This is a genomic window from Cohnella sp. CFH 77786 (assembly GCF_019400745.1).
Classification (GTDB): Bacteria; Bacillota; Bacilli; order Paenibacillales; family Paenibacillaceae; genus Cohnella.
The window spans coordinates 39,698-52,907 of the sequence record NZ_WJIB01000003.1; the positions used below are offsets into that span (position 1 = coordinate 39,698).

The following is a 13,210-nucleotide window of genomic DNA, read 5'->3' on the forward strand; positions in this document are numbered from 1 at the left end:
GCCCCTCCATCGACAGACCCGATTCGGACCCGCTTCCGGAGCGGGTCTGATCCGCTATAGGGGGTGTGATCCGTCGTCAGCTGTCGCGAACGTCTTTGAAAAGTCTGATCGCTCCGTAACGGTCCTGTACCTCAAGCTTATTCAGAATGGCGGATACATGATTGGCGACCGTTTTGGCACTCAGATTCAGCGCAGCGGCAATGTCCGGGTTGGACGCGCCTTCGATCAACAAGGACAGCACTTCTTTCTCGCGGGGGGTCAAATCCTTCATGGCCGTCACGGCGGGAGTCGTTCTCGTCGCGTAATCGATGACGCGCGTGGCGACATCCGGACTGAAAATCGCCTCGCCGCTCGCCACCGCGCGAATGGCGCGAAGGATTTCATCCTTGGAGGCGTCTTTCAGAATATAGCCCCGAGCGCCGGTTTTCATCGCCGTCAATACCGAGGCGTCGTCCTTGAACATCGTCAGCATGAGAATCCGGATTTCGGGGTATGCGGCGCGAATCCGCTGCGCTGCTTCCATGCCGCTCAGCCCGGGCATCCGGATGTCCATCAGGATGACGTCGGGCTCCAGTTCCTGCGCCAGCTTGACCGCTTCTTCTCCGGTCGTCGCCTCCCCGACGCAGTGCAGATCTTCCGTCATCTCAAGCATCGTTTGCACGCCTTGGCGGAACAACGGATGATCATCGGCGATCAATACGCGAATCGTCTCTGCTGTCGACATCGAATACCTGCCCCTTTCTTATGTTTCCGCAAGGCAGCCGAACCTCGACGAGAGTACCGTTTGCCGGGGAAGAAACCAGGACAAACCGGCCTCCGAGCTCGGCGGTCCGCTCACGAATGGACGCAAGGCCTACGCCTTTCACGGCATACGCGTTCATTTCCGCGGCTGACTGCACCTCCATGCCGATACCGTCATCGGCGATCGAGAGCAACAGCGCATCCTGTTCATGAGTCAGTCGTACCGTACAGTTGGCCGCGTTCGCATGCTTGACGCAATTGAGCACGGCTTCTACCAGGATGCGATAGGCGGCTGCTTCAACGGCAGCCGGCAATTGAGGCAGCGTCTCGCCCGGCACGGTCATTTCGATCCGGAGCGCTTCGACATCCCCATTGGCTTTGACGGAGCGGATCGCCGCCATTTCCGCCAGTTCGTCCAGCTTCTGCCGGACGGCCCCGACGAGACCCAGCTCGTCGAGGGCCGGCGGACGCAAGTCGTATACCAACCCCCGGATATCGCCGACCGTTTCACGGATGGCCGTTTTCAGTCCCGATACGATGGCAGCCGCTTTGGCGGGGTTCCGCTTGATCAGCTCTTCCGCATTTTCCGCATTCAGAGCCAGGGCGGCGAGCCTCGGCGCCAAATCGTCGTGCAAGTTGCGCCGAAGCGCAAGCCGCTCCTCCTCGCGCCCAAGAACAAGCCGTTCACGGGATTGTTGCAGCTCCTTGGCCAGCAGACGGATATCTAGCGTTTGCTTGACGCCAGCCACGACGACGGTTGCCTGGCGCGCCAGCAGCTCCAACAGCTTCCGGTCCTGATCTTCGCTCCACTCGCCAGGGGGAGGGGGCGCGACGGTAAGGACGCCCAGTTCTTCTCCGTTCATTATCAGCGGCAATTCCTCCAAGTCGTTGTCATGATCGGCACGCGAAGCTCCAGCCTCCGCAACCTCGGCAAACCCTCCATTGCGGCTTAACTTAAGAGAAACGTACGGAAGCTTGAGCGTATCGCGAACCGTTCTCACGATCAACTGCATGATATCTTCCGGTTGATGCGGCTCCTTGAGCCGATGCCCTAGCCGAAGCAGACTGGCGTAAGGATCTTCCTTTTTTCCGTACATGAACCGGTTCAGTCCATTCTGAATCCGTTCCTTGAGCGGGGCGAACAGGATGGCAATCAGCCCGGTAGCCGCCAGTGAGGCTGCGGCATGGTTTCCCGTACCGAATACCGTGCCCAGATACCAGACGATCCCGACGTAGAGGATTGCCATGCAGCCGCTAAGCGATACGTACAGCAGCGTCCGGTTGACGACGGGTTCGATATTCCAGAGTCTGCGGCGAAGCACGGATACGACAAGCGTTACCGGAAGCAGCAGGAACAACAACCGAATCGGCACATCTTGGAGCAGCGTAGCCGAGGGATTCCGGATTTCATAGAAATCGGGCTGCCACATCAGCGGGATTAGAAGAACCGTACACACGCCGAGGATCATGAAGGTGAAGCCGAGAACGAACAGCTTGGTTTGCCGACGCTGTTTCGCGTCCGACACGCAACGATAGCGATAAATCTGGACCGTGAGAAGCAAACCGTAGAACGCAGTCATCCAACAGAAAGTCAGCCACTGGGGCCAGTTCTTGATCGGCCAAGTGTCCTGGGCCAAGTTGGATAGAAAGCGGGGGAGGAAGACGAGCCAACCTGCCATGGCCATCCAGCGCCGCGGAGCGCGGCCGTCCGGGAATAAGAGACCGAACAGAAAAACGGACAAAAACGCCGCGGAATCCGCAAGCCTGTATAAGGGTTCGACCGTTTCCCATGCCGACGCGTGCAGCAGCGAATCGGGATACATCGTAATGAAGGCATAGGATACGAGCAGGACGCAGCTGATTAACGGAACGGGTTCTCTTGAACGCTTGCGGACGATAATCGCGGCAGCGCCAGCATATATCAGAAAGCAGAACAGATCGAACCCCGCATAGAGGAAGGCCGTTCCGGCCGCCGTAAGACGCAGGCTTTCCAGAGCGGCTGCAGGCAGCATTTCGATGGAGGCGCCGGCGCATTCGCTTCCTGCGCAATTGGCGATATAACGATAGTACGCGGGCAGCCCGGACAAAAAAAGCAGGCCCAGCAGCCCGCTCCAAACCAGTGAAATGACGCGGAGCAAGAGAATGCCCCCCGTACCGATGCGATCCCCCCGCATGCCGTGGATCACCCTATTTACGCGTAATGGACAAGACAATGTACGCAATTCCGGCAACAGCCGACGCGATGCCGCCCCATGTACCCAAACTACCAGCGTGATGGGGAATTGTCAACGCGGCCGTCCCGAGATAGAGATAGACAATGCCCGTCAGTACGCCGACGCTCGCACTGTCGGGTCTCGTGCCGGAGGAAAGGCATCCGGCCAGAATCAGCGTGAGGTAGAGTGCGGAATTCTCCCCCCAGCGGAAATCGTCATCAAGCCCGGCCCATTGGTTCGTCATTCCTCTCCAAATCAGAGGCAACAGCGCAAGAGCGGCTAAGGCCGTCAGCAGCAGAAGCGGGCGGCTCGCGGGCCGTGCCTCTTCGGCACGGCAGAAAACCTGCTCCCGATAAGGATAGGTTGCGTAGAGCGAAAGGCAGACGACGGCAAACATCCCGGTGACGAATAGCTTCTCTACATATAACCGCCAATCGGTGATGGCAAGCATGACAAGGAAAATAGCGTGACCGAGGATATACAATCGGAGAACAAGAGGGCCGGCAGCCGGACGGAAGAGCAGCAGAATCAGGCTCCCGCCGAGAAGCAGTCCGATCAGGGCGCCATGGACGCCGCCATGCCAATGCAGCTCGTTCGGAAGGTAACTCTCGGATTTGGTGAACGGAAGCAGGGCTTCAATAAAGCCATCAAGGACGACAAAGCTGCCTAATGCGAATAATGCAGCCAGAATGCGAAAGGCAACCATACGGCGCTTGGAAACCTGCTGAGGAACGGACGGTACTAGGTTGGCATCCAAATCGATTCTCTCCTTTAACGTTGTTATTCGTTACCATCGTATAGGGTGGCGAACGAATCCAACAGAGCAGAGTTCCCGGCGAACCGGGAGGTTGAACCGGGAAGTTCACCGGAGAGAGTGCGCATGCAAGTAACTTGTTTGTTGAACGAAGAAAAAAGAGAGGTGTCCGGGCAGAGATACGCTGCCTCGGAGAGCCTCTCTTTGCGTTCTACGCGTGGAACTCCTGTCCGTCCCGCACTTCCTTCACATACCCCGCGCGGATGACGAAATCGCCGAAATGCTCGCCTTTCCGCCGCTCCTTCGCATAGTGCTTGATGATCGGCTTCAGGGAATCGAGAATTTCCGCTTCGCCGATGTTTTCCTTGTACATCTTGTTCAGCCGCTCTCCCGCGAAGCCTCCGCCCAAGTACAGATTGTATTTGCCGGGCGCCTTGCCGATGAAGGCGATCTCCGCGAGCATCGGCCGGGCGCACCCGTTCGGGCAGCCGGTCATCCGGATGACGATGTCTTCCTCGCGCAAGCCGGCCTCCTCCAGCATCGGCTCGATTTTCTCGAGCAAGGAGGGAAAGTAGCGCTCGGACTCGGCCATCGCCAGCCCGCAGGTAGGGAAGGCGACGCAAGCCATCGAGTTACGGCGCAGGGCCGAATCGTGCCGACCGTCGGTCAGCCCGTACTGGTCGATCAAAGCCTCGATCTTCTTCTTCTGCCGGGTTTTCACGCCTCCGATGATGAGGTTCTGGTTCGGCGTCAGCCGGAAATCGCCGGTATGCACTTTGGCGATCTCGCGCAGCCCCGTCATGAGCGGATAGCCGTCTTCGTCCCGGACCCGCCCGTTCTGGATGAACAGCGTAAAATGCCAGTTGCCGTCGCTGCCTTTGACCCAGCCGTAACGGTCTCCGTTATGCTCGAAATGGAACGGGCGCGCAGGCTCCAGATTCCATCCGAGCCGCTTGGCCAGTTCTCCCGTGAACCAGTCGATTCCGCGGTCGTCGATCGTGTACTTGAGGCGCGCGTGTTTCCGTACGGCGCGATCTCCGTAGTCGCGCTGGATCGTGACCGTTTTCTCCGCCACGTCGACGATTTGCTCCGGGGTCGCGAAACCGATCGGCTTCGCCACTTGCGGATACGTGTTCGGGTCGCCGTGCATCATGCCCATGCCGCCGCCGACCGTGACGTTAAAGCCTTTCAGGCGGCCTTCTTCGATGACGGCAATGAAACCGAGATCCTGGGAAAAGACGTCGACGTCGTTGGAAGGAGGGACGGCGAACCCGATCTTGAATTTCCGCGGCAAATAAACCGGCCCGTAAATCGGCTCTTCATCGGCGTCTTCGTCGCGGCTGTCCGCCACTTTCTCCTCGTCTAGCCATATTTCATGATAGGCTCTCGTCCGGGGATCCAGGTGACGGCTGACCCGGCAAGCCCATTCGTATACCTCGCCATGGATTTCCGACTGGTACGGGTTCGGGTTGCACATGACGTTGCGGTTCACGTCGCCGCATGCGGCCAGCGTGGTGAGCAGCGCATGGTGCACCTCTTGGATCGCCGGCTTCATGTCCCATTTCAGGACGCCATGCAATTGGAAAGACTGCCGGGTGGTCAATCGGATGGACCCGTTGGCGTACTGCCGGGCGACCCGGTCCATCATGAGCCACTGTTCCGGCGTCACGATGCCGCCCGAGGCGCGTACGCGAACCATGAATTGATAGGCTGGCTCCAGCTTCTGCTTCTGGCGTTCGTTGCGCAGATCGCGGTCGTCCTGTAAGTAGCTGCCGTGGAATTTCATGAGCCGGTTATCGTCGTCGGGAATGGACGCCGTGATCCGGTCCTCCAGCGTCTCCGCCAGGGAGCCTCTCAAATAATTGCTCTCGCGTTTGATCCGTTCGACGTCGCTGTGCGGCGCGCTGTTCGGGGATAGCAGGTTATTTTCCGACATGCTGGTACTCTCCTCTCGATACCTTCGGGACTCACGGTCAATATACGTCCCGCTGATAACGTTTGTCCTGGCGCATTCCGTTCAAATATTCCGCCGCCTGTTCGTCGCTCATGCCGCCCTCGCTCTTCAGGATCTCGGCCAGGGCGGCGTGAACGTCGTGCGCCATATGCTTCTCGTCTCCGCAGACATAGACGCAGGCGCCTTCCTGCAGCCATTGGTACAGCTCTCGGCTTCGTTCCAGCATCCGGTGCTGTACGTATACTTTGCGATCGCTGTCGCGCGAGAACGCGACGTCCATGCGGGTGAGCACGCCGTCCTTCAGCCAGCGTTGGAACTCGGTCTGATAGAGGAAGTCGGTGCGGAAGCGCCGGTCGCCGAAGAACAGCCACGTTTTCCCCTCGGCGCCGGATTCCTCCCGGTCCATCAGGAACGCGCGGAACGGAGCGACGCCCGTGCCCGGTCCGATCATGAGGATCGGCGTATCCGGGTTGTCCGGCAGCTTGAAGTTCGGGTTGTGCTGAACGAATACCGGCAGCTTGGTGCCCGGCTCCGCCCGCTCGGCGAGGTGGACGGAGCAGACGCCGTACCGCTCGCGTCCGTGCGCCTCGTATCGGACGGCGCTCACGGTGACGTGCACTTCGTCCGGGGTTGTTTTAGACGAGCTGGAGATCGAGTACAGCCTCGGCGGCAGCTTGCGCAGAAGCGGGACGAGCTCGGCCGCGGGCAGACCCTTCAGGGAGTAGTCCTGAACCAAGTCGAGCAGGTCCCGGCCTTGGATGTATGCCTTCAACTCTTGTTCGCGGCCTGCTTTCACGAGATCCTGGAGTTTGCCGTTCGTTGAGGCCAGCTTTGCCGTCTGTTCGAGCAGCGGCTTCGTGAGCACGGTAATCTCGCAGCGGCGGAGCAGCGCTTCCCTCAGCGGCAACTGCTCTCCGTTCTTCTGAACCGGGACGGGATCGTCCGCTTTCCATCCCATGGCCCCGATCAGTTCGTCGACCAGCTTCGGATGGTTTTCAGGATAGATGCCCAGGCTATCGCCGGGTTCATATTGCAGGTTCGAGCCCTCGAGGGAAATCTCGAGATGGCGGGTCTCCTTGTCCGAGCCGCGGCCGTTGAGGTTCAGGTTCTCGAGCACTTCGGCCTGGAATGGGTTCGATCGGGAATATTCCGAATCGGTTTCCGCTGGAGGAGTCGCTGCTGCGGGGGTGATGCCGGGTGCCGCTGCGGATGCCGGTGGAGCCGTGGCTTCGCTGAGCGCGCCGGCGACTCGCTTCATCCACTCCGCCGCGGGCTCGGCGAAATCGACGTCGCAGTCGACGCGCGGAACCAGCCGTTTGCCGCCGAGCGCTTCCAGGCGTTTGTCGAAATCTTTGCCCGTCTTGCAGAAGAACTCATAGGACGTATCTCCGAGCGCAAGCACCGAGAAGCGCAGGCCTTCCAATTGCGGCGCCCGTTTGCCGTGCAGGAACTCATAGAACGAAATCGCGTTGTCCGGCGGTTCGCCTTCGCCGTGCGTGCTGACGACGAGGAAGAGGTTCTCGATTTTCTTCAGGTTGTTCGGCTTGAAGTCGCTCATGGAAGCGAGCGTGACTTGGAAGCCTTGCGCCTCCAGCTGTTTGGACAGCTTCTTGGCGAGGCCTTGGGAGTTCCCGGTCTGCGATCCGAACAGCACGGTGGCTTCTTTGGACGCGGCAGGCCCGTTCGCCGTCTGCGGCGCTGCCGGGACGGCACCAGGCGCGGCCGCGGCCGGAACCGCGGCGCTTTGAAGCGCGGTCAGGTATCCGCTCAGCCAAATCCGCTGCGTGTCGGACAGAGTCGGCAACAGGCGGTTAAGCCATTCGACTTGCTCTTGATGAAACGGGCTGTTCGTCACTTGCAGTACCAATCCTATCCACCCCACGTTACGTGCATTGCGATTAGAATAGTATTCCAATTCGCAAGACCGGATTATTCACTATGTTCACCCTAACAAAGCTGACGCGCGGGGGCAATTAGAATGATTTTATAGCATTCATCAGCGTTGGTGATAAGCGGGCGGGGCGAGGACTTCACATCGATCAACCGGCTCCAAGCCTCCACTTTAATTCCGTCGGGCAAGCTTAAGTTCGATCAACCGCTTCGAGATCCGGCGAGTAGGCTGCGGTTCCATTAACGGTTCGTGTCGAAAGAACGGGGCAACTTCCAAGCTTTTTACGTTCCCCCCTCGGACAAACCCAGGCATCAACCCGCCGCCCGCCTAATATAAATATCTATAGCGAGGCAATCCGAAACGGGGGATGGCGCGATGCTGCATATCGTCGCCTGTATCAAGCAGGTGCCGGACACGAAGATCATCAAGATGAATCCGAAAACGAACACGATGGACCGGGCGAGCGCGCCCGCGATCCTCAATCCGTACGACTCCCATGCGGTGGAGGAAGCGGTGCGGCTCAAGGCGCGGTACGGAGGCTTCGTGTCGGTGCTGACGATGGGGCCGCCGCCTGCGGTCAAAGCGATCAAGAAGTGCATCGAAATCGGAGCGGACGAAGGATACATGATCACGGACCGGGCGTTCGCGGGAGCCGACACGCTGGCGACGAGCTACGCGCTGACCAAGGCGCTCGAGAAAATCGCGGCTATCCGTCCTGTCGACTTGATCATCTGCGGCAAAATGACGATCGACGGAGATACCGGCCAGGTCGGCCCCGGCATCGCGAGACGGCTCGACATTCCGCCGCTGACTTCCGTGTGTAAGGTCGTCGAGATCAACCGGGAAAGGGGTTATGCGGTCGTTCACCGCAAGCTCGAGGACGGACACGAGGTGATCCGCTCCACGCTGCCCTGCTTGCTCTCCGTGGAGAAGGAGATCAACGAGGTTCCCTATTCCTCGATGCCGAACATGCTCAGAGCCGCGAGATATCAACCCCATATATGGTCCGTGAACGATTTGCCCGACATCGACCGGGCGCAGCTCGGGCTCAAAGGCTCGCCGACGATCGTCAGCGCGGTATGGGCGCCGCCCAAGCCGCAAGGCGGCAAGCTCCTGGAAGGCGCGCCAAGCGAGCAGGTCAACCAGCTGCTGGACGTGCTGCTGGAGCGGCGCGAACTGTTGGAGGTGGGGCGAAGTTGAATTTCGACGACTATCGGGGAGTATGGGTATTCCTGGAGGAGAAGGACGGCGTCATCGCGCCGGTATCGCTGGAGCTGCTGGGGGCGGGGAGACGGCTTGCCGACAAACGCGGGTCCGAGCTCTCCGGCGTGCTGATCGGCGAAGGCGTCAACATACTTGCGGCGTCCGCCTTCGAGTACGGCGCCGACAAGGTGTTCGTTTACGACGATCCGATCTATCGTTATTATCGGACGGAAGCTTACATGCGGGCCATGCTCGCGTGCGTGGAGAAGCATAAACCGGAAATTCTTCTGTACGGGGCGACGTCCACCGGCAAGGACTTGGCGAGCGCAGTGGCGACCGATCTCCCGACGGGACTGACGGCGGATACGACCCAGCTCGACGTGGAAGAAGATACGGGGCTGCTGCTGGCTAGCCGACCCGCTTTCGGAGGCAACATCATGGCGACGATTCTGTGCAAGAAGTACCGGCCGCAAATGGCTACCGTACGCCCGAAAGTGATGAAAGCTCTCCCCCGCCAGCCCGGCCGCACCGGTGCCGTCATCGCCGAATCGATCCCCCTGCGGGAGGAGGACGTGCGCACGAAAGTGTTGGAAATCGTCCGGGCGACCACCCGCCGAGTGCGCATCGACGAGGCCGACATTATCGTCGCCGGAGGCAAGGGGCTCGGCAGCCCGGCCGGCTTCCAGGTCATCCACCGCTTGGCCGAGACGCTCGGCGCGGCGGTGGGGGCGAGCCGCGACGTCGTGGAGGCGGGCTGGATCGGCCACCACCACCAGGTCGGGCAGACCGGCGTGACCGTGACGCCCAAAATCTATTTCGCGATCGGCATTTCCGGCGCGATCCAGCATCTGGTGGGCATGCAGAATTCGGGGCTCATCGTCGCGATCAACAAAGACCCGGCCGCGCCCATTTTCCAAGCTTGCCATTACGGCATCGTCGGCGACGCGCTCGAAATCGTCCCGATGCTGATCGAAGCGTTCGAATCCGCCTTGGGAAGAAAGGAAGAGGCCAATGCCGGAAAAGTTTGACGCGATCGTCGTCGGCGCGGGACCCGCGGGCATTGCCTGCGCCTACGAGCTTGCCAAGGCGGGCGTGAACGTGCTGCTGCTGGAGCGGGGGGAATATCCCGGCTCCAAGAACGTCATGGGCGGAGTGCTGTACCGCCAGATGATGGAGGAGATCATCCCCGGTTTCCACAAGGGAGCGCCGGTGGAGCGCCCGATCGTGGAGCAGCGCTTCATGATGATGGATAAGACGTCGGCCGTCACCTTCTCGTACAAAGGGCTGGAATGGGCCGAAGAGCCGTACAACAATTTCACGGTGCTTCGGGCCAAATTCGACCAGTGGTTCGCTCAGAAAGCGGTAGACCAGGGGGCGCTGCTCGTTTGCGAGACGGTGGCGCTTGAATGCCTCATCGAAGGCGGCAAGGTGGTCGGCGTCCGCACCGACCGTCCGGACGGCGACTTGCACGCCGACGTCGTCGTGCTGGCGGACGGCGTCAACTCGCTGCTGGCGAAGTCGCTCGGCTTTCACAAGGAGTTTCGCCCCGACGAGGTGGCGCTGGCTACGATGGAGATCCTCAAGCTGGATGGCAAGACGATCGAGGACCGGTTCAATCTGGAGGCAGGGCAAGGCTGCACGATAGAACTGTTCGGCGACGCGACGAAGGGCATCCTCGGAACCGGGTTCCTCTATACCAACAAAGATACGCTCAGCATCGGCGTCGGGACGTTACTTTCCGGCCTGATCAAGCATAAAATAAAGCCTTACGAGCTCCTGGAATACGTAAAAACGCATCCGATGATCCGGCCCTACCTCCAAGGCGCCGAGCCGCAGGAATATTTGGCGCACCTCATTCCGGAAGGCGGCTACCGCTCCATGCCCAAGGTCGTCGGGGACGGCGTACTCGTCGTGGGCGACGCCGCGCAGCTCGTTAACGCGATCCACCGGGAAGGCTCGAACATGGCGATGACGTCCGGCCGGCTGGCGGCGCAGACGATCGTGGCAGCCAAGGCGCGGGGAGATTACTCGGAGGCCTCGCTGGATTCGTACCGTCAGAAGCTGATGGACAGCTTCGTCGGGCAGGACCTGAAGAAATACAAGGACGCCACCCACCATTTCGACAAGTTCCCGCAGTATTTCGAGGAATACATCCCGATGATGAACCGCGCGGCCAGCACGATGCTGACGGTGGACGGGGCATCGAAGCGGGAGAAGCAGAAGAAAATCTGGCGCGATATCGGCCCCGCGAAGCGGAAGTTCAAAATCGCCCGCGACCTGTACCGGGCATGGAAGGTGATGAAATGAGCGAAACGGCGCAGGCCCCGCAGACGGCGTCTCCCGCGAAGGCGGCCAGCATCGAGGAGAAGCAGTATCTGCTGCGGTTCAATGCGGATACGCAGTCGCACCTTCACGTGATGGACGCGGAAGTCTGTTTGTCGAAATGTCCGGATAAGATATGCACCATTTTCTGTCCGGCCGAAGTGTACAAATGGGAGGAAGTCCGCATGCACGTCGGCTACGAAGGGTGCCACGAATGCGGAAGCTGCCGGATCGGCTGCCCCCACGAGAACATCAAATGGGTGTACCCCAAAGGCGGGCACGGAATCGTCTTTCGACTCGGATAGCGGGAGGGAAGGGCATGCTGAAGGTCGGGGATAGCGTGGTTTACGTGCCCGACGGATCGAAAGGGACCGTCGTGGAGATTCTTGAAAGCCTTTACCACGTCGTGTGGGAGGACCATTTCAGCAGCTGGGAGAAGCCGGAGTCTCTGCGCAAGCAGGAGCCGACGCCGCACTGACGGGCGGACTTGGCGAGATGGAATGGACAATAGGCGATCTCTTTGCGGTTGCTTCGGCAACCGTTTTTTTCTATACGAAAACCCCCGGTTCGTGTTCGATTGGGGGTTCAGGAAGGCTTATAGCTATGAGTAGTGATCCCTTGCACTTAAGGATAGGAGTTCCGGTTGATTGTCGGTTAGCGGATTCCGATACGGAACTTCAATTCCGGTGCAGAGGATCCTATGAGATAAAATTGGGCGAAAAAGAAAGTGATCGAAGAGTACGTCCGTAACCACGATATAAGAACTGATTTACCCGTTTACGGGTGAGTCGGTGAAAAGGGCGGAAAATGAGGCCCCTATTCAGGGGCTATAGCCATCGAATGATCGGATAAGGACCAAGCCGTGAATGAACGGTAATATAAGAATGGAAGGTGCCGGTTATGAAGAAAACCTCCAGCCAAACATACTGGTCGACAGCCTATTTCCGTATTTGCATATGCAATTTGTTTCTCTTTACCGCATTTCAAATGCTGCTGCCGACATTGCCGATCTATATGACGGACAACGGTAACAGTGAATCCGCGGTTGGTTGGATCACCGGTCTCATTACCATTGCGGCCGTGCTCATCCGGCCATTGACCGGATATGCACTCGACCGCTACCGCCGCCGAATGCTCGTAATCGTCGGTTCGCTCTCTCTTGCGTTGGCCGCCGGAGCGTTCGCGTTTTCAGCGTCTACGGGTTGGATGGCAACGGTCAGTCTGCTGCTAGGCGCCGGCTGGGGCATTATGACGGCAGCATATGCAACGATCGTATCCGATCTCATTCCTGAGGGCCGGCAGGGGGCCGGAATCGGCACCTTCATGCTGTTTGGCTTGGCAGCCATGGCCGTTGCCCCTTTCATCGGCGGGTGGCTCATTGAAGAATATGGACCGCCGGTGTTGTTCGGAGCGGCTAGCTTGATTGCGTTTATTTCCTTGTTGTTGTTCTTGTCAGGAGGCGCAACCGAACGGGTATCGAGGGCTGTACCTCCGGCCCGGGATCAGCATGGCATTCCGAACGGGTTCTTCGAGAAATCGTCTCTGTTCCCCGCGATGCTTATCCTGCTCTTTACAATTGGATATGGCGGGATCATTTCCTTCGTCAGCTTGTTCGGAATGGAGTTGGGTATCCATAACGGCGGCATCTTTTTTTTGCTGTCCAATGCGGCAGCGATACTGGTTCGCCCGGTTGCCGGCAGAGCGTTCGATAAAAGAGGGCACGCCGCTGTGCTTCTCCCCGGCATGGTGATCGGCATCCTTGCGATGGTCGTCTTGTCGCTGGCTTCCGGCCAAACTTTGTTTATTATCGCGGCTTGCCTGTACGGCTTGTCGTTCGGAGCGGTACAGCCTTTCATCCTTGCATGGACAGTCCAACGCGCATCGCCAGACCGCCGGGGCACGGCGAACAGTACGTTTCTGGTCGGCATGGACGGCGGGATTGCTATCGGTTCGATCGTATTCGGAGCGATAGCGCAAGGGTGGGGCTATATCGCGGTGTTCAGGTGCTCGACCGTGCTATTGATTGCGCTTCTGGCAATTTATGGAGCCAGCCTGATCAGATCGAGAAAAAGCCGGGCGCTGGAAACGGTGAATAATCAGAGAGAAGAGCATAAGAGACTCTGACATTTGGG

The 13,210-nt window shown here is 59.3% G+C and carries 11 protein-coding genes; 6 read left to right on the forward strand and 5 right to left on the reverse strand.

Annotation, left to right across the window (positions count from 1 at the left end; genetic code table 11):
• Positions 1-76: 76 nt before the first annotated feature.
• The 5 genes from GE107_RS05405 to GE107_RS05425 form a co-directional block, all read right to left on the reverse strand.
• Positions 77-724, reverse strand: coding sequence for a response regulator (locus GE107_RS05405; RefSeq protein ID WP_219638614.1), 648 nt, complete (start codon positions 722-724; stop codon positions 77-79).
• Positions 684-2,915 carry a GAF domain-containing sensor histidine kinase gene (locus GE107_RS05410; RefSeq protein ID WP_219638615.1) on the reverse strand — a complete coding sequence of 744 codons (2,232 nt, stop codon included), beginning with the start codon at positions 2,913-2,915 and terminating at the stop codon, positions 684-686. The genes GE107_RS05405 and GE107_RS05410 overlap by 41 nt, the downstream gene beginning before the upstream one ends.
• A gap of 13 nt (positions 2,916-2,928) precedes the next feature.
• Positions 2,929-3,711: a hypothetical protein gene (locus tag GE107_RS05415; protein ID WP_219638617.1), complete on the reverse strand. Its 783-nt coding sequence runs from the start codon at positions 3,709-3,711 to the stop codon at positions 2,929-2,931.
• A gap of 208 nt (positions 3,712-3,919) precedes the next feature.
• Entirely contained in the window at positions 3,920-5,644 is a 1,725-nt protein-coding gene (gene cysI, locus GE107_RS05420; protein ID WP_219638619.1) for an assimilatory sulfite reductase (NADPH) hemoprotein subunit, read from the reverse strand.
• Positions 5,645-5,681: 37 nt separating this feature from the next.
• Positions 5,682-7,529, reverse strand: coding sequence for an assimilatory sulfite reductase (NADPH) flavoprotein subunit (locus tag GE107_RS05425; protein WP_219638620.1), 1,848 nt, complete (start codon positions 7,527-7,529; stop codon positions 5,682-5,684).
• Between the two features lie 399 nt (positions 7,530-7,928).
• On the opposite strand from GE107_RS05425, the gene GE107_RS05430 reads away from it, so the two are divergent.
• The 6 genes from GE107_RS05430 to GE107_RS05455 all read left to right on the forward strand — a co-directional run bounded on the left by GE107_RS05430 (position 7,929) and on the right by GE107_RS05455 (position 13,202).
• A complete protein-coding gene (locus GE107_RS05430) occupies positions 7,929-8,753 on the forward strand; it encodes an electron transfer flavoprotein subunit beta/FixA family protein (RefSeq protein ID WP_219638622.1) in 825 nt (274 codons plus the stop codon).
• Positions 8,750-9,784, forward strand: a complete 1,035-nt coding sequence (locus tag GE107_RS05435; protein ID WP_219638624.1) for an electron transfer flavoprotein subunit alpha/FixB family protein — start codon at positions 8,750-8,752, stop codon at positions 9,782-9,784. Before GE107_RS05430 ends, GE107_RS05435 begins: the two co-directional genes overlap by 4 nt.
• Positions 9,768-11,063: an FAD-dependent oxidoreductase gene (locus GE107_RS05440; RefSeq protein ID WP_219638626.1), complete on the forward strand. Its 1,296-nt coding sequence runs from the start codon at positions 9,768-9,770 to the stop codon at positions 11,061-11,063. The genes GE107_RS05435 and GE107_RS05440 overlap by 17 nt, the downstream gene beginning before the upstream one ends.
• Entirely contained in the window at positions 11,045-11,383 is a 339-nt protein-coding gene (locus GE107_RS05445; RefSeq protein WP_370636268.1) for a ferredoxin family protein, read from the forward strand. The genes GE107_RS05440 and GE107_RS05445 overlap by 19 nt, the downstream gene beginning before the upstream one ends.
• 14 nt (positions 11,384-11,397) lie before the next feature.
• Positions 11,398-11,556, forward strand: a complete 159-nt coding sequence (locus GE107_RS05450) for a hypothetical protein (protein ID WP_219638630.1) — start codon at positions 11,398-11,400, stop codon at positions 11,554-11,556.
• A 422-nt stretch (positions 11,557-11,978) separates the two neighbouring features.
• Complete coding sequence (locus GE107_RS05455) at positions 11,979-13,202, forward strand: MFS transporter (RefSeq protein ID WP_219638632.1); 1,224 nt, start codon at positions 11,979-11,981, stop codon at positions 13,200-13,202.
• Positions 13,203-13,210 lie beyond the last annotated feature (8 nt).

Bases quoted from the DNA above. Each gene is read 5' to 3' on its own strand.
- GE107_RS05405 (WP_219638614.1), bottom strand. From the start codon at position 724: ATGTCGACAGCAGAGACGATTCGCGTATTGATCGCCGATGATCATCCG.
- GE107_RS05410 (WP_219638615.1), bottom strand. From the start codon at position 2,915: ATGCGGGGGGATCGCATCGGTACGGGGGGCATTCTCTTGCTCCGCGTC.
- cysI (WP_219638619.1), bottom strand. From the start codon at position 5,644: ATGTCGGAAAATAACCTGCTATCCCCGAACAGCGCGCCGCACAGCGAC.
- GE107_RS05430 (WP_219638622.1), top strand. From the start codon at position 7,929: ATGCTGCATATCGTCGCCTGTATCAAGCAGGTGCCGGACACGAAGATC.
- GE107_RS05440 (WP_219638626.1), top strand. From the start codon at position 9,768: ATGCCGGAAAAGTTTGACGCGATCGTCGTCGGCGCGGGACCCGCGGGC.
- GE107_RS05445 (WP_370636268.1), top strand. From the start codon at position 11,045: ATGGAAGGTGATGAAATGAGCGAAACGGCGCAGGCCCCGCAGACGGCG.
- GE107_RS05450 (WP_219638630.1), top strand. From the start codon at position 11,398: ATGCTGAAGGTCGGGGATAGCGTGGTTTACGTGCCCGACGGATCGAAA.
- GE107_RS05455 (WP_219638632.1), top strand. From the start codon at position 11,979: ATGAAGAAAACCTCCAGCCAAACATACTGGTCGACAGCCTATTTCCGT.